This is a genomic window from Pseudomonas sp. MF6767 (assembly GCF_016405475.1).
Lineage (GTDB): Bacteria > Pseudomonadota > Gammaproteobacteria > Pseudomonadales > Pseudomonadaceae > Aquipseudomonas > Aquipseudomonas paracarnis.
Genome location: NZ_JAEKCY010000018.1, coordinates 74,152 through 90,313, shown reverse-complemented (window position 1 = coordinate 90,313; position 16,162 = coordinate 74,152). Strand labels below are relative to the sequence as shown.

General features: G+C 62.6%; 14 protein-coding genes. 5 read left to right on the top strand and 9 right to left on the bottom strand.

Annotated elements, in window-relative coordinates; all coding sequences use genetic code 11:
- Window positions 1-79: 79 nt before the first annotated feature.
- From JFT58_RS23790 to JFT58_RS23770, 5 genes are all read right to left on the bottom strand, one after another.
- Window positions 80-478, bottom strand: a complete 399-nt coding sequence (locus JFT58_RS23790; protein ID WP_034126404.1) for a DUF2946 domain-containing protein — start codon at window positions 476-478, stop codon at window positions 80-82.
- A 10-nt stretch (window positions 479-488) separates the two neighbouring features.
- Window positions 489-971 carry a copper chaperone PCu(A)C gene (locus JFT58_RS23785; RefSeq protein WP_054896388.1) on the bottom strand — a complete coding sequence of 161 codons (483 nt, stop codon included), beginning with the start codon at window positions 969-971 and terminating at the stop codon, window positions 489-491.
- Window positions 972-1,018: 47 nt separating this feature from the next.
- Complete coding sequence (locus JFT58_RS23780; protein ID WP_034126406.1) at window positions 1,019-1,411, bottom strand: DUF2946 domain-containing protein; 393 nt, start codon at window positions 1,409-1,411, stop codon at window positions 1,019-1,021.
- 424 nt (window positions 1,412-1,835) lie between these two features.
- A complete protein-coding gene (locus JFT58_RS23775) occupies window positions 1,836-2,555 on the bottom strand; it encodes a cobalt-precorrin-6A reductase (protein ID WP_054896389.1) in 720 nt (239 codons plus the stop codon).
- Entirely contained in the window at window positions 2,552-3,757 is a 1,206-nt protein-coding gene (locus JFT58_RS23770; RefSeq protein WP_054896390.1) for a bifunctional cobalt-precorrin-7 (C(5))-methyltransferase/cobalt-precorrin-6B (C(15))-methyltransferase, read from the bottom strand. Before JFT58_RS23770 ends, JFT58_RS23775 begins: the two co-directional genes overlap by 4 nt.
- 38 nt (window positions 3,758-3,795) lie before the next feature.
- On the opposite strand from JFT58_RS23770, the gene cobG reads away from it, so the two are divergent.
- From cobG to JFT58_RS23745, 5 genes are all read left to right on the top strand, one after another.
- On the top strand, window positions 3,796-5,142 hold the full coding sequence (cobG, locus tag JFT58_RS23765) for a precorrin-3B synthase (RefSeq protein ID WP_054896391.1): 1,347 nt from the start codon (window positions 3,796-3,798) through the stop codon (window positions 5,140-5,142).
- On the top strand, window positions 5,135-5,761 hold the full coding sequence (locus JFT58_RS23760; protein WP_054896392.1) for a precorrin-8X methylmutase: 627 nt from the start codon (window positions 5,135-5,137) through the stop codon (window positions 5,759-5,761). Before cobG ends, JFT58_RS23760 begins: the two co-directional genes overlap by 8 nt.
- Window positions 5,761-6,492: a precorrin-2 C(20)-methyltransferase gene (locus tag JFT58_RS23755; protein ID WP_054896393.1), complete on the top strand. Its 732-nt coding sequence runs from the start codon at window positions 5,761-5,763 to the stop codon at window positions 6,490-6,492. Before JFT58_RS23760 ends, JFT58_RS23755 begins: the two co-directional genes overlap by 1 nt.
- On the top strand, window positions 6,492-8,129 hold the full coding sequence (cobJ, locus tag JFT58_RS23750; RefSeq protein WP_054896394.1) for a precorrin-3B C(17)-methyltransferase: 1,638 nt from the start codon (window positions 6,492-6,494) through the stop codon (window positions 8,127-8,129). Before JFT58_RS23755 ends, cobJ begins: the two co-directional genes overlap by 1 nt.
- Window positions 8,130-8,366: 237 nt before the next feature.
- Window positions 8,367-9,146 (top strand): hypothetical protein, encoded by a 780-nt coding sequence (locus JFT58_RS23745; protein WP_054896395.1) that lies wholly within the window; start codon window positions 8,367-8,369, stop codon window positions 9,144-9,146.
- On the opposite strand, the gene JFT58_RS23740 is transcribed toward JFT58_RS23745, so the two are convergent.
- The 4 genes from JFT58_RS23740 to purH form a co-directional block, all read right to left on the bottom strand.
- Complete coding sequence (locus tag JFT58_RS23740; RefSeq protein ID WP_003171467.1) at window positions 9,143-9,739, bottom strand: MarC family protein; 597 nt, start codon at window positions 9,737-9,739, stop codon at window positions 9,143-9,145. The two genes, JFT58_RS23745 and JFT58_RS23740, sit on opposite strands and share 4 nt — an antisense overlap.
- A gap of 456 nt (window positions 9,740-10,195) precedes the next feature.
- Window positions 10,196-12,970 carry a hybrid sensor histidine kinase/response regulator gene (locus JFT58_RS23735; protein ID WP_034126413.1) on the bottom strand — a complete coding sequence of 925 codons (2,775 nt, stop codon included), beginning with the start codon at window positions 12,968-12,970 and terminating at the stop codon, window positions 10,196-10,198.
- 116 nt (window positions 12,971-13,086) lie between these two features.
- Window positions 13,087-14,379: a phosphoribosylamine--glycine ligase gene (purD, locus tag JFT58_RS23730; protein WP_014716727.1), complete on the bottom strand. Its 1,293-nt coding sequence runs from the start codon at window positions 14,377-14,379 to the stop codon at window positions 13,087-13,089.
- Window positions 14,380-14,504: 125 nt separating this feature from the next.
- Window positions 14,505-16,112, bottom strand: coding sequence for a bifunctional phosphoribosylaminoimidazolecarboxamide formyltransferase/IMP cyclohydrolase (gene purH / locus JFT58_RS23725; RefSeq protein WP_054896396.1), 1,608 nt, complete (start codon window positions 16,110-16,112; stop codon window positions 14,505-14,507).
- Between the last annotated feature and the right edge of the window lie 50 nt (window positions 16,113-16,162).

The following is a 16,162-nucleotide window of genomic DNA, read 5'->3' as shown; positions in this document are numbered from 1 at the left end:
ATCAATCGTAAACAACACGGCCAGCAGCCTGCGGCTGTCTGTCTAAAGTCGGCCGGGGTGAAGGAGCGCAATGAAGGGCTTACGAAACGACAGGCGGCGCGCGGCTGCGCGCGCCGGGGAAGATGCTCTGCCGGGCATGGCCCAGGCGCGTGGCGGGGGTGAGGGCGTTGGCGGGTGGCGGGGTGCCGAGGGTTACGTAGGAGACGCTGCCGGGCAGGGCCGGGCAACTGAACAGCAAGCTGCAATAGCCGCATTTTTCCCAGAGAACATGATGCTCGTCGGGGGCTTTGCTGTGCTGAGCAGGTTCACCATGGCAGTTGGGCATGTCCATGGTCATGGACATGCTGGCGTGATGATCCATCGGCATCGCTTGGGAAATCAGCGGACCGATAAAGATCATCAGCATGGCGAACAGGCTGATCCAACTGCCGCGCATCAGGCGGCGGTGGGGAGACAACCTGGCGCGAGGGGCGCCCATCGAGGTTGGCTTACTGGGCGTGCATGTGCTCGTGGCCGGCCATCGGTGGCATTCTCTGTACCGACACTTGCACCTCGACCTTGCCGGCTTTTTCGAAGGTCAGGGTCAGCGGGAATTGCTTGCCGTCGGCCAGCAGGCTGCGGTCTTTGAGGCCAAGCAGCATGACGTGATAGGCCATCGGCGCGAAGGTCAGTTCACCCTTGGCCGGTACGGCGACGCTGGGCACTTGTTGCATCTTCATCAAATCGCCTTGCATCACGTGCTCATGCAGCTCGGCTTTTTCGGCAACGCTGGTTTCAACGCTGAGCAGGCGATCCGGGGCCGCCCCGGTGTTATGAATTACAAAGTAGGCGGCGACGGTAGGCGCATTCGGTGGCAACTCCTGAGACCAGGGGGCGCTCACCAGCAAATCGCCGGCCTTGTAGTCTTCGGCATTGGCAGCACTGAACACCGGCAGCAGCAACGCAGCCAGAAGCAGGGAAGATTTAAGCATGGCAGTTCTCCAGAACGGTTCTAAACGCAGTTCACTTGCGAAGAAGATCAGACCGTTGGAGAAGCGCGGGGGTTAAGGCTCGGCCATTGCTGGCGCGGGGTTGGATTGCGCAATAAGCGCGGCGGCAAGTTCTGCACCGCCTCGAAGCGCGTCACATACAACTGCGGCACATGCCCCGGCAACGCCACCAACGGCGCAGAGCCCGAGCAACACCAGCAATGCTGCATGGCAGAGTGATCGTCCGGCGGTGCGGGAATTTCCAGCTTGCCCAGGGCAATCGCCTTGAGGCTCGCGCCATTGGACGAACAGAACCCGCCCCACATCAGACGCTTGACCGGGTCATCGGTCTGCTGCATTGCACTGGCCAACGGCATGGCAAACGCATTGAACAGCACTGCAAGGCAGGCGATCCAGGCAATTGCAAAGCGTTGACGGGCCATGGCGGATAATCCGTAGGGTTAAACGATCAGGCGGGTATTTAGCCTGATCGGGGGGGATAAGTAAAAAGGGCGGGTGTGGTTTGGTGTCGCAGTGTTGGGTTTGAGGATAGACGAGAACGGCCGCTTGCCAATTTTGCAGAAAGGACGCGGCGCACCAGGCGGGCTGATCGTTCCCACGCTCTGCGTGGGAATGCCGCGTTGGACGCTCTGCGTCCGCTTTTAAAGCCGTGACGCGGAGCGTCACAGGATGCATTCCCACGCGGAGCGTGGGAACGATCAAGTCAGGTATAGGGCTTTTTCCAGCCAATGGTTGCGCAGTTGATTGAGCTAGCGCCTTGGCTGGCTGATCTACTACCGTCATTTGATAACGCAATTCCAAAGTGTGGGAGCGAGCAAGCACGCTCCCACATTGGATAGGTGGTGTTTAGAAAAGAGTGATTGCTTGTAGCAACGCCGGCACTGCTGTGAACTCTCGATCTACGGCAGCCAACACCGGCCGCTTCAACACCAGCACCGGCACCCCACGCTCACGCGCCACTTCCAGCTTCGGCTCGGTGGCGGTGCTGCCGCTGTTCTTGCTGATCAGCACATCAATCCGCCGTTCTTCGAATAACGTCCGTTCATCCTCGATCAAAAACGGCCCGCGTGCGCCGATCACCTCACAGCGCTCGTTGCCGGGATACACATCCAGCGCGCGCAAGGTCCAGAACTGCTCGGCGGGGATTTCGTCGAGGTGCTGCAAGGGTTCGCGACCCAAGGTGAACAGCGGGCGCTTGAAGGGTTTGAGCGCTTCGACCAGTTCGGCCCAGTCGGCGACCTCTCGCCAATCATCCCCCGGCTGCGGCTGCCAGGCTGGGCGTCGCAATGCCCAGCAAGGCACATCGCTCAATTGCGCCGCTTGGGCCGCGTTTTGGCTGATCTGCGCTGCATACGGATGGGTGGCGTCAATGATCAGGCTGATACGTTCGTCACGAATAAACTGCGCTAACCCTTCAGCGCCTCCGTAACCCCCGACACGAACCTTGCAGTTCAGGTCGGTTGGTACGCGGCCCACGCCGGCCAGGCTGTAGATATGCTGCGGCCCCAGGGTACGGGCGATGGCCAGCGCTTCCGTGACCCCGCCCAGTAATAGCATCCTTTTCATAGCGGCTTGATCACTTCCAGCAACGTGATCGGCAGCGCCTGGCGCCAGGTATCGAACTCGCCCAGGGGCTGCGCCTGGGCCACGTGGATGCGGGTCAGTTCACCGCCATGCTCGGCGCGCCAGTTCATCAAGGTCATTTCGCTTTGCAGGGTCACGGCATTGGCAACCAGGCGGCCACCGGGGCGCAGGTGTTGCCAGCAGGTGTCGAGCACGCCGTCGCGGGTGACGCCGCCGCCGATAAAGATGGCGTCCGGCGTTTCCAGGCCGCTTAACGCCTCCGGCGCCTTGCCGCGAATCAGTTGCAGGCCGGGCACGCCGAGGGCGTCGCGGTTGTGTTCGATCAGGCTTTGTCGGCCTGCGTCGGCTTCGATCGCGAAGGCGCGACAGCTGGGATGGGTGCGCATCCATTCAATACCGATGGAGCCACTGCCCGCGCCTACGTCCCATAACAGTTCGCCCGGCATGGGCGCGAGGCGGGCGAGGGTCAGGGCGCGCACATCGCGTTTGGTCAGTTGGCCATCGTGTTTAAAGGCCGAGTCCGGCAAGCCGGCAAGACGCGACAGACGCGGTGCGTTCGCATCCGCCAGGCAGTCGATGGCGATCAGGTTCAAATCGGCAACCGCCGTGTGCTCCCACGCTTGCGCGTGCCCGTCGATACGCCGTTCAGCCGGGCCGCCCAAATGTTCAAACACACTGATGCGGCTGGAGCCAAAACCACGTTCGACCAACAACGCGGCAATCAAGGCGGGGCTGCTGGCATCATTGCTCAACACCAACAAGCGCACGCCACTGGCCAGATGCGCATTAAGTGCCGCCACCGGACGAGCCACCACGGATAACGTCACCACCTCCTGCAACGGCCAGCCCAGGCGCGCCGCCGCCAGGGATACCGACGATGGCGCGGGCAAAATCAACAACTCTTCAGCTGGCACTTGCCGCGCCAGGCTGGCGCCGACGCCATAGAACATCGGATCGCCACTGGCCAGAACGCACACGGGCTCCCCGCGCCGCGACAACACTGGCTTCAGGGAAAACGGGGTCGGCCACACCTGGCGTTCGCCACGAATACACACCGGCAACAGGTCCAACTGGCGTTGGCCGCCTATAATCCGCGTGGCGCGCAACAGGGCATGCCGGGCATTTCTGCCCAGGCCTTTGAAGCCGTCTTCACCGATGCCTACAACCGTCAGCCAGGGCGACATATCAATTCCTTGAACGACATCCGACGGGCAGGCTTTTCATGCCGCCGGACAAAGCAGGCATAATACCGCGCCTTTACCCGTCAACCGGTAGCCCCGTGAACCCAACGCCCGCTGTGAATACCTTGCGCCCCTCGGCTTGTCCGGGGTTGCTGCGTATTGTCCAGGCGTTGGACGGTGGCATTTGCCGAGTCAAATTGGCGGGCGGCGCGATCACTGCCGCCCAGGCCCACGCCGTGGCGGACGCGGCCCAGGCGTATGCGGGCGGGGTGATTGAGGCGACCAACCGCGCCAACCTGCAGATCCGCGGCATCGGCGCTGAGCAGGAGGCGTTGATCGCCCGACTACTGGCGGCGGGCCTGGGCCCCAGCAACGCGGGCGGTGACGACGTGCGCAACCTGATGCTCAGCCCCAGCGCCGGCATTGACCCGCAGATGCTGTTCGACACCCGCCCACTGGCCGCGCAGATCCTCGCCACCCTGGAGAACCATCCGCGTTTCCATGAACTGTCGGCCAAGTTCGCGGTGCAACTCGATGGCGGCGAAGACCTGGCGATGCTCGAGCATCACCACGACCTGTGGTTGTCGGCCTTCTTACGCCATGGCGAAACCCTGCTCGCGTTCGGCCTGGCCGGCTGTCCGGGCCTGGATGCGCCCCTGGCCGCCGTGCCTTTGAACCAGGGGCATGGGTTGGTCGTGGCCGTGCTGGAAGCGTTTCTGGACCTCGCCACCCCAGAACAAACGCGCATGCGCCATTTGTCTGTGGATAACGTGCTGAACCATTTGCGCTTGCCGTTGCTGCCAGCCGACGGCTTCATACGCCCGCCCAGCGACGCGTCGCTCCAGGTGGGCACTTATCCACAAGTGCAAAAGAATCAGTTCTACGTCGCCGCCCTCGCGCCATTGGGCCGCCTGAACCCGGCGATGCTCAAGGGCGCCGCACAACTGGCCAGTGACTATGGGGACGGCACCTTGCGCTTTACCCCCTGGCAAGGCGTGCTGGTGCCCAACGTCGAAAAGCCTCACGCCTTGACCGAGCGCCTGGCGCAACTGGGCTTTATCTGCTCGCTCGGCCACCCGCTGGCGCGCATGATTGCCTGCACCGGTTCCAGCGGCTGCGCAAAAGGCTTGGCCGACACCAAGGCCGACGCCGTGCAACTGGCCGCTCTGCAACCGGGCGTTGAGGTGCATCTGTCCGGCTGCCTGCGCTCCTGCGCTGCCGCGCACACCGCGCCAGTCACCTTGCTGGCGGTGAGCCCCGGCCACTACGACCTCTATTTTCGCGATGCAGCCCAGCCTGGTTTTGGCCGGCTGCACGCGCGCACTCTTTCCATTGAAGCGGCGGGCGCCCTGTTGCGCGCTCGTCCACGGAGCAACACCGATGATTGATTACATCCGCGACGGTCAGGAGATCTATCGCAACTCCTTCGCCATTATTCGCGCGGAAGCCAAGTTGGACCGCATCCCGGCCGATTTGGAAAAACTCGCGGTGCGGTTGATCCATGCGTGCGGCATGGTCGAGGCCATCGACGGTCTGCAATTCTCCGAAGGTGCGGGCAAGGCCGGGCGCGATGCGCTGGCCGCTGGCGCGCCGATTCTGTGCGATGCGCGGATGGTCTCCGAAGGCGTGACCCGCGCGCGCCTGCCAGCCAATAACCCAGTGATCTGCACCCTGCGCGACGACAGCGTGCCGGAGCTGGCGCGGGAACTGGGCAATACCCGTTCCGCCGCCGCCCTTGAACTGTGGCGCCCGCATCTGGAAGGCAGTGTGGTGGTGATCGGCAACGCGCCGACCGCGTTGTTCTATCTGTTGGAAATGCTCGATGCCGGCGCGCCGAAACCGGCGTTGATCCTGGGTTTCCCGGTGGGCTTTGTCGGCGCCGCCGAATCCAAGGCCATGCTCGCCGCTGATAGTCGTGGGGTGCCGTTCGTGATCATGCAAGGTCGCCTGGGCGGCAGCGCCATGGCTGCTGCCGCCGTCAATGCCCTGGCCACGGAGGTTGAATAATGCAGGTGCGCGGACGTTTGATCGGCCTGGGCGTCGGCCCCGGTGACCCGGAACTGATTACCCTCAAAGCCCTGCGCCTGCTGCGTGAATCGCCGGTGGTGGCGTACTTCGTGGCCAAGGGCAAGAAGGGCAACGCCTTCGGCATCATCGAGGACCACCTGGTGCCGCAACAGACCCTGATGCCGCTGGTGTACCCGGTAACCACCGAAGTGCTGCCGGCGCCGCTGTCCTACGAGCAGGTGATCAGCGACTTCTACGACAATGCCAGCCTCGACGTGGCCGCGCACCTGGACGCGGGCCGCGACGTGGCGGTGATCTGCGAAGGTGACCCGTTTTTCTACGGCTCCTACATGTACCTGCATGACCGCCTGGCCGAGCGCTACGAGGCCCAGGTGATTCCAGGTGTGTGCTCGATGCTCGGTGGTGCCTCGGTACTCGGCGCGCCGTTGGTGTATCGCAATCAGAGCTTGTCGGTGCTCTCGGGCGTATTGCCCCATGAGGATCTCAAGCGCCGCCTGGCCGATGCCGATGCCGCAGTGATCATGAAGCTGGGGCGCAACTTCCCGAAAGTGCGCCAGGTGTTGGAAGAGCTGGGTCTGGCCGAGCGGGCGTTGTACGTGGAACGCGCGACCATGGCCAACCAGAAGATCGTGTCGCTGGATCAGGTGGAGCCGATGTCGTCGCCGTATTTCTCACTGATCATCGTGCCCGGTGAACGGTGGCAAGGTTGATGACCCCGGCGATTGTGATTCTGGGTCAAGGCAGCCTGGCGACTGCGCGCAAGCTCCAACAGGTTTACCCCGGCGCGTTGATCCACGGTTTGGCCACACGGGTTGAGGGGGCAGACCGTACCTACAGCGAATTCGGCGCGACCTTGCGTCAGCTCTATCAGCAGGGCACGCCGCTAATTGCCCTGTGCGCCGCGGGCATTGTGATTCGCACCCTGGCACCGTTGCTGCTGGAAAAGGGTGAAGAACCCGCCGTGCTGGCCGTGGCTGAAGACGGCAGCGCTGTGGTGCCGTTGCTCGGTGGCCTGGGGGGCGTGAACCTCATGGCGCGCGATATTGCGGCAGCGCTCGGCGTGTCCGCCGCCATCACCACCAGCGGCGAGTTGCGTTTTGGCACCTGCCTGCTCAACCCGCCGGCGGGCTATCAACTGGCCGACATCGAGCTGGGCAAACGCTTTGTCTGCGACCTTCTGGCCGGCGAAAGCGTGCGCATTGAAGGCGCGGCGCCATGGCTGGAGGACGCTAACCTGCCTCAGGATCAACAGGCGCGCCTGGCGATTCATGTGGGCAGTGCCGAGCGCACACCGGCAGCCAACGAGTTGCTGATTTACCCGCAGAATGTCTACGCCACCTGCCGGCCGGGTGCGCAGTTGGCCGAGCGTGTGCGCTCGGCGTTGCAGGAGGCTGGCGTGGCCGTGCAATCCCTGGCCTGCCTGCTGGCCAGCGACCTGCAGATGGCTGACGCGTCCTTGCATGAAGCCGCGTCGGCCTTGGGTGTACCGCTGCGTTTTGCCGTACTGGAACCCGTTGCGGACATCAGTATCACCGTGGCCGAGCAGCCCTTGGATCTGTCACAGGTTGGGCGCCCCCGCGGGCGTCTGGCGGTGATTGGCCTGGGCCCCGGCGCTGCTGAATTGATGGTGCCGGCGGTGAAGGCGGAACTGGCGCGTTGCACCGATGTGCTGGGGTATGAAACCTACGTGCGCATGGCCGGGCCGTTCCGGGACGACCAAGTGCAACACTGCACTGACAACCGCGAAGAAATGCAGCGCGCCCGCCACGCCTTCGAGCTAGCCGCGCAAGGCCGCTCGGTGGTGGTGGTGTCCTCTGGTGACCCAGGTGTATTCGCCATGGCCGCAGCGGTGATCGAGGCGCTGCACGAGTCCAGCGAGCCGGCCTGGCATCAGGTCGACCTGGAAATCCTGCCGGGGGTTTCCGCTTCGCTGGCCACCGCTGCCCAGGCGGGCGCGCCGCTGGGGCATGATTTCTGTGTGATGTCGCTGTCGGATAATCTCAAGCCCTGGGCGATCATCGAAAAACGCCTGGACCTGGCTTCCCAGGCCGACCTGGCCTTGGCGTTCTACAACCCGATCTCCAGGTCGCGGCCTTGGCAACTGGGACGCGCCCTGGAGATCGTCGCGCTGCATCGCACGCCGCAGACGCCGGTGGTGCTGGGCCGTGACATCGGTCGTCCAGGCCAGACGCTGCGCGTCACTACCTTGGGGCAACTGACGCCCGAGCAGGTGGACATGCGCACCATGGTGCTGATCGGTTCATCCACCACCTGTGTGTTCCCGCGCGCGGGTGGCGGCGAGTGGGTGTACACACCACGTTGGTATGGCGACAAACCCAACTCCTGAAAACAGCCCGGTTGGCTGCCGGAAAGCTCCGAATAACCCAGGGATTCCCCTGGCGTTGTTCGGGGCTTTTTCTTTTTTATGCGATGAAAACCGCAGGCCTGCCCGCCGCGCCTTGTCATTGCTGGACGCTGGTTTTGGGCGGGGCAGTCCAAGGGATGTTTATCGCATGGAAACCCCGCTGCTCCCTGGACTAGGGTGGAAGCAAGCCCCATGTGGGGTGCTTGTGGAGAACAGAAAATGGAGCGACGTCACAGAAGGATCAACAGTAAAAAAAGGCGCAAGTTGATTGCTGCCTACAAATTGCCGGGCGCACCTGCCAGGCAGGCCGCTTGCGCGCTGGATAGCGACGATGATTGCAATGCGGCCGTGGTCAACAACGGGGTGATTTCATTTGCCGAAGGCTTGTCGGCGTTGAATCGCGAATACGTACGCAAAAGCTATCTGCTGGCCAGCAGTTATGTGAGCGATGTGCTGAAGGTCCAGCGGGGCAGCGAGGCGTGGTACGAGGAATTTATCAAGGTGATGGTCAGCCTGGGGTGGCTGCCGCTGCGCAGTCGCTTTGAACGGGTCTCGCGTGCGGGCAATGGCCTGACGGTGCAACTGGCGGCGCTGAATATCATCGCCTCGATGCTGACGTCGACGGCGCTGTTCGGGCCACTGCTTAGCGCCTTGCCCAAGCTGGCCGCCGATGCGCTGGATGCATTGAAGCGTCAGCCAGCGTCTTTCGAGCTGTTCAAGCGCAATTGCGCGGTGCATGAGGGCGGCGATTTCGGCCTGGCCTCCTGCGCTGAAACAGACGGCGAGTTGATCATGGTGCTGGTGACCTACAGCACCCATGGTGTGGATAAACAGGTGGGCCTGCCCTTCCTGGAGTGGGATAGCTCCTCGTTCGAGGCGTTCAGCGGGCAGACTTGCCTGGTGCTCAATACCTCTATGGTCAACGAGAAAACCATCCAACTGATGCGCGAAAGCGCCGGTGACAAAGTGGAAATGGCTATCGCCAAATACCGGATCTAGGGCACCAGGTAGCCGCGTACCCCGGTAAAAATGATTTGCGCGGCCAGGGCGCAGACGAACAGGCCCATCAACCGGCTGACAATCTGCAAGCCCTGGTCGCCGAGAATGCGTTCGATACGGTTGGACAGGTACAGCACCACGCCTACCGTCAGGCTGGCCAGGGCAATACTGAGGATGGCGGTAAGCTTGTCGTCCCAGTGTGGTTGGCTGACGCCCATCACCAGCAAGGCGCCGATGGTGCCGGGGCCGACGGTGAGAGGGATGGTCAGCGGCACGATGGTCACGTCCTGCTGCACGTTGTCGGTCTGCACCGCCGACTTGCCCTGGGCCATGCCCAGGGCGGAGATAAACAACACACTGCCGGCGCCGATACGGAACGCGTCGACGGTAATGCCGAACACACTGAAAATCACCCGGCCAAACAGGTAGAGCAGCACGCTCGATACCAGGGTGGCCAGTGCAACTTTCCACGCCAGGCGCCGACGCTCCTTGCTGGAGTAGCCACGGGTCAGGCTGATAAAGCAGGACAGCACAAAGAACGGGCTGTAGAGCACCAGCATCTTCAGGTAAACGCTGAATAACACATGGAGCATGGGGGCGGCTCGCGGGCGGGGAAAGTGTGGAGGAGTCTATCCGACACAGATCAAATGTGGGAGCTGGCTTGCCTGCGATAGCGGTGGGTGTGATCGTTCCCACGCTCTGCGTGGGAATACATCCAGTGACGCCCTGCGTCGCGTTCAAGCAGGACGCGGAGCGTCCCGGGCGGCATTCCCACGCGGAGCGTGGGAACGATCATCACGGGCTGTAGAGCACCAGTATCTTCAGGTAAACGCTGAATAACACATGGAGCATGGGGGCGGCTCGCGGGCGGGGAAAGTGTGGAGGAGTCTATCCGACACAGATCAAATGTGAGAGCTGGCTTGCCTGCGATAGTGGTGGGTGTGATCGTTCCCACGCTCTGCGTGGGAATGCATCCAGTGACGCTCTGCGTCGCGTTCAAGCAGGACGCGGAGCGTCCCGGGCGGCATTCCCACGCGTGGGAACGATCATCAGGAAAGGGTGCTGTGCTCAGGGCGCTGTTGGCGCTGCGCGACCCAGTAGTCCACCAGCTCGCGCAGCTGCGACAGTTCCACCGGCTTGGCCATATGCCCGTCCATGCCTGCCTGGCGTGCGCGTTCTTTGTGTTCCGACAGGATATGCGCGGTGAGCGCCACCACTGGCGTGCGCACGCGTTGGTGGCTGACTTCCCATGCCCGCAGTTGCTGTGTGGCGGAGAAGCCATCGAGAATCGGCATTTCGCAGTCCATCAATACCAGGTCATAGCGCTGGGCTTTCATCGCTTGCAGCGCTTCTTCGCCGTTGCTGGCGGTGTCCGGGTCGAGATTGAGCTTGCCGAGCATGCCACGAATCACTTTGGTGGAGATGCTGTTGTCTTCGGCTACCAGGATGCGGAAATCGCTGGGCACGGTCATGGCTGCCGGTGCGCTGGGGGCCGGGCGTGCCACGGGGGCGCCTTTGCTGCGCTGGGCCAGTTCATCGGCCAGGGTGGTCTTGAGGGTGTAGCCAGCCACCGGTTTGGCGAGGATGCGCTTGATCCCGCAGTTGCGCGCAATGATCTTGCTCGGTGCGTTACTGATTCCGGTGAGCATGATCAGCAGGATGTCGTGGTTCAGGCTCGGGTCTTCCTTGATTTTCGCCGCCAGTTGCATGCCGGTCATGCCGGGCATGTTCTGGTCCAGCAGTACCACGTCGAAATAATCACGCAGGTGCGCCTTGGTGCGCAGCAGCGCCAGGGCCTCCTTGCCCGAAGGCACGGCGCTGACGTTCAGGCCCCAGGCCGTGCATTGTTGCACCAGGACTTTGCGGCAGGTGTCGTTGTCGTCCACCACCAGCACGCGGGCGTCCTTGAGCGGGCCGTCGAGGTCGCTGGTCGGGTGTTCCAGGCGTTCCGGGTCCAGCGGCAGGGTCAGCCACAGGGTACTGCCCTGGTGGCTCCCACTCTTGACGCCGAACTCGCCGTTCATCAACAAGATCAGCTGGCGTGCGATGACCAAGCCCAAGTGGCCGCTCAAGCGCGTCGCCGAAAGGAAGTTCTTGCTGTGCAGTTCGCTGTGCAACAGGGCGTCGCGTTCGGCAGCTTCCATGGGCACGCCGCTGTCTTGCACGGCAATGCGCAGGCGTGGCTTGGTGCTGCGCTCATCCAGGGCGACAACGATCAGCACTTCGCCTTCATCGGTTTTGTGCAGGGCGTTTTCCAGAAGGCTCAGTAAAGCCTGGCGCAGTCGCGTCGGGTCACCGCTGATCACTCGTGGTACCTGGGGTTGGATGAAGCTGATCAGCTCGACATTCTGTTGCTCGGCCTTGGCGCGGAAGATGCTCAGGCAGTCGTCGATCAATGCATTGAGATCGAACTGCACATCATCGAGTTCGATCTGCCCGGATTCGAGCTTGGAAATGTCGAGAATCTCGTTGATCAGGGTGAGCAACTCATTACCGGCGCTGTGGATGGTCTGCACATAGTCGCGTTGCTTCACCGACAACGGCGTGCCCAGCAGCAACTCGGTCATGCCCAGCACACCGTTCATGGGCGTGCGGATTTCGTGGCTGATCTTCGCCAGGAACTCGGCTTTGGCGGCGATTTCGGCATTGCTGGCCGCCAGGTCGCGGCTCAGGCTGAAACGGGTTTCGACAATGGCGCGCTGGCGCTCGCCGAGGGCCAGGCTCATCAGCAGGCCACTGAGGCAGATAAAGCTCAACAGGGTGACGATCAGCCCCTGTGGCGCCACCAGGGTAAGGCCGAGCAGTGCGGGCAGAATGATCAACGTGCCGATGTTGAATACCACCATGGCCGCCACGAACAAGCGCGCCGGGCGGTAGCCTTTTTGCCAGTGATAGGCCGAGACAAACAGCATGCTCAGGCCCGCCAGCGCGACCAGGGCATAGGTGATGATGTTCAGCGGCAAGGTGTTGACGAACAACAGGAGCAGGCCGCACAGGATGATCAGCAGGATGTCGGCCATCAACACTTTGTTCAGCGGGTGCGGGCCCAGGGGCATGAAGAAGCGGTAGGCGAACATCAGCCCACAGGGTGCGGTCAGCAGCAGGGCCAGGTAGGCACCGGGGGTCTGGATTGCGTGCCAGTTCGGCAGCCATGGCCCCACCAGGTTGAGCAACAGCGCCAGGCTGAGCATCAACAGGAACTCGCACGCGGCCAGCCACAGGCTGCTGCGCGAGCGGTGGTAGGCGAAGCGCGTGAGGTTGTGCAGGATCAGCATCGACAGCACGCCGAACAGCAGGCCGTAGATCAGCGTCTGGTTCTGGTTGGCGGCGGCCAGCACCGCTGGTTCCAGGGTGATGTAAGGGCGCAGCTCGTGTTCCGAGACCAGGCGCAGGTATACCTCCAGTGGCCGTTGGCTCTGAGGCATCGGCAGCATGAAGTCACTGCTGGGCAACGAGCGCTCAGCCTGGGGTTGGCGTGTGCCGGTGGTTTGTTGCTCCACCAGGGTGTCGCCGTCCAGCACATACAGGCTCAGGCTGGAGAGGTCCGGGGCGAACACCCGCAGCACTTGTTCGTGCTTGCCGGGCTGCAACCTGAAACGCACCCACAACGCACCGTCCGGCTGCGCGGCGGTGATCCGGTCCAGTTCGATGGGGCTGAATTGATTGGTATAGCGGGCGGAACGGATATCGCTCAGTTGCAGGTCGGCCTGTTCATCAAGCAATACTGCCCAGCCACTGCCTTGCGCAGCGGCCTGGGCCGGTAGCAAGCAGAGCAGGGTCAGCAGACTGATTGTGAAACCTATGGCGATCCTGAGCCAGCGCACGGCGAAATCCCTTCGGTAGGTGGATGCAAGGGTTAACTATGCGCGGGGCAACAGGGTACGGCAAGGGCCAAAGGCCCTTACCTAACCGAACGGATAGCTACTGCAAGTGTAGCTGCTCAGTTGTTCTCACCGCGTTCGCGGGCAATGGCACGGTAGCCAATGTCGGTGCGGTAGAAGCAGCCCTTCCAGTCGATTTTCGCCGCCAGTTTGTATGCCTGTTGTTGCGCGGCATCGACACTGGCACCCATCGCGGTGGCGCACAACACGCGGCCACCGGCGGTTACAACTTTGCCGTCCTTGAGCGCGGTGCCTGCATGGAACACCTTGCCTTCCAGCGCAGCGGCGGCGTCGAGGCCTTCGATCACATCGCCCTTGGCGTAGTCGGCGGGGTAGCCACCGGCCGCCAGCACAATCCCAACGCTAGGTCGTGGGTCCCACTGCGCTTCGACCTTGTCCAGGGCCTGGGCGAGGGCGGCTTCCACCAGCAGCACCAGGCTCGATTGCAGGCGCAGCATCACCGGTTGGGTTTCCGGATCGCCGAAGCGGCAGTTGAACTCGATGACTTTGGGGTTACCGGCTTTGTCGATCATCAGGCCGGCATAGAGGAAACCGGTGTACACGTTGCCTTCATCCGCCATGCCGCGCACGGTTGGCCAGATCACCAGGTCCATGACGCGCTGGTGGACGTCGGCGGTGACAACGGGCGCCGGGGAGTAGGCACCCATGCCGCCGGTGTTCGGGCCACTGTCGCCGTTGCCGACGCGCTTGTGGTCCTGGCTGGTGGCCATCGGCAATACGTTCTTGCCGTCGACCATCACGATAAAACTGGCTTCCTCGCCGTCGAGGAACTCCTCGATGACTACGCGTGAACCGGCGTCACCAAAGGCATTGCCGGCGAGCATGTCGCGCACGGCGTCTTCGGCTTCCTGCAGGGTCATGGCGACGATCACGCCTTTGCCGGCAGCCAGGCCATCGGCCTTGATCACGATCGGTGCGCCTTTCTCACGCAGGTAAGCCAGGGCCGGTTCGATCTCGGTGAAGTTCTGGTAGTCGGCCGTCGGGATCTTGTGGCGAGCCAGGAAGTCCTTGGTAAAGGCTTTCGAGCCTTCCAGCTGGGCGGCGCCAGCGGTAGGGCCAAAGCAATCCAGGCCACGGCTGCGGAACAGATCGACGACGCCTGCTACCAGTGGCACTTCCGGGCCGACGATGGTCAGGGAAACATTCTTCTCGGCAAAATCCGCCAACTGCTCCAGGGCCAGCACGTCGATGGCGACGTTTTCACACTTGGCTTCGATGGCGGTGCCGGCGTTGCCGGGAGCAACGAAGACTTTCTGCACGCGTGGGTCCTGGGCTACTTTCCAGGCCAGGGCGTGTTCACGGCCACCGCTGCCAATGATCAAAACATTCATTTCAAAAACCTCGTTAGGATGATCGTTCCCACGCTCTGCGTGGGAATGCCTCTACGGACGCTCTGCGTCCGAGGGACGCGGAGCGTCCCTGGCTGCGTTCCCACGCGGAGCGTGGGAACGATCAATCAGTGGCGGAAGTGGCGCATGCCGGTGAAGACCATCGCAATGCCAGCTTCATCAGCAGCGGCGATGACTTCTGCATCACGCATCGAACCGCCCGGTTGGATCACGGCGGTCACGCCAGCTTTCGCGGCGTTGTCCAGGCCGTCACGGAACGGGAAGAACGCATCGGAAGCCATCACCGAACCCACCACCTGCAAACCGGCATGTTCAGCCTTGATCGCGGCGATACGTGCCGAGTTCACGCGGCTCATCTGGCCGGCGCCGACACCGATGGTCTGGCGGTTCTTGGCGTAGACGATGGCGTTGGACTTGACGTATTTGGCCACTTTCCAGGCGAAGATCAGGTCGTTGATCTCTTGCTCGGTCGGCGCGCGCTTGGTCACGACTTTCAGGTCATCGCTGCCGATCATGCCGATGTCGCGGCTCTGTACCAGCAGGCCGCCATTGACGCGCTTGTAGTCCCAGGCCGCGGCGCGGTCTGCCGACCACTCGCCACAGGCCAGCAGGCGCACGTTGGTTTTGGCGGCGACGATGGCGCGGGCTTCTTCGCTGACGCTTGGGGCGATGATCACTTCGACGAACTGACGCTCGACGATGGCCTTGGCGGTCTCGGCATCCAGTTCGCGGTTGAAGGCAATGATGCCGCCGAATGCGGATTCGGTGTCGGTGGCGTAGGCCAGTTCGTACGCCTGGCGGATACCGCCTTCAGCGTCCGGGCTGACTGCCACGCCGCACGGGTTGGCGTGCTTGACGATCACGCAGGCCGGCTTGACGAAGCTCTTTACGCATTCCAGCGCGGCGTCAGTGTCGGCCACGTTGTTGTAGGAGAGTTCTTTGCCTTGCAGTTGAGTGGCGGTGGCGATGCCCACTTCGGCCGGCTTGGCTTCCACGTAGAACGCCGCACTCTGGTGCGGGTTCTCGCCGTAGCGCATTTCCTGGGCCTTGATGAACTGGCTGTTGAAGGTGCGCGGGAACTGGCTGCGACCTTCTGTGCTCAGGGTGTCAGCCGCTTGGTTCACGGTGCCCATGTAGTTGGCGATCATGCCGTCATAGGCGGCGGTGTGTTCGAACGCCTTGAGCATCAGGTCGAAGCGCTGGGCGTAGGTCAGGCCACCGGCCTTGAGGTTTTCCAGGACGTTGGCGTAGTCGCCGGCATTGACCACGATGGCCACGTCCTTATGGTTCTTGGCCGCCGAGCGCACCATGGTCGGGCCGCCGATATCGATGTTTTCGATGGCGGTCGGCAGGCCGCAACCTGGCTTGTTGATGGTGGCTTCGAACGGGTAGAGGTTAACGGCCACCAGGTCGATCGGCTTGATGCCGTGCTCGGTCATGATGGCGTCGTCGATGCCGCGACGGCCAAGGATGCCGCCGTGAATTTTCGGGTGCAGGGTCTTGACGCGACCGTCCATCATCTCTGCGAAACCGGTGTAGTCCGCGACTTCCACTGCGGCCACGCCGTTGTCCTGCAGCAGTTTGAAGGTCCCGCCCGTGGAGAGGATTTCCACACCCAGGGCTTCCAGCTCCCGGGCAAATTCAAGGATCCCGGTCTTGTCGGAAACACTGATCAAGGCACGGCGGATCGGCAGGCGGGTGGTCTGGTCGGTCATCTCAATTTCCATCAAAAGCAAAGGAAGTCAGCAAAAAAGGCGACCGGTTT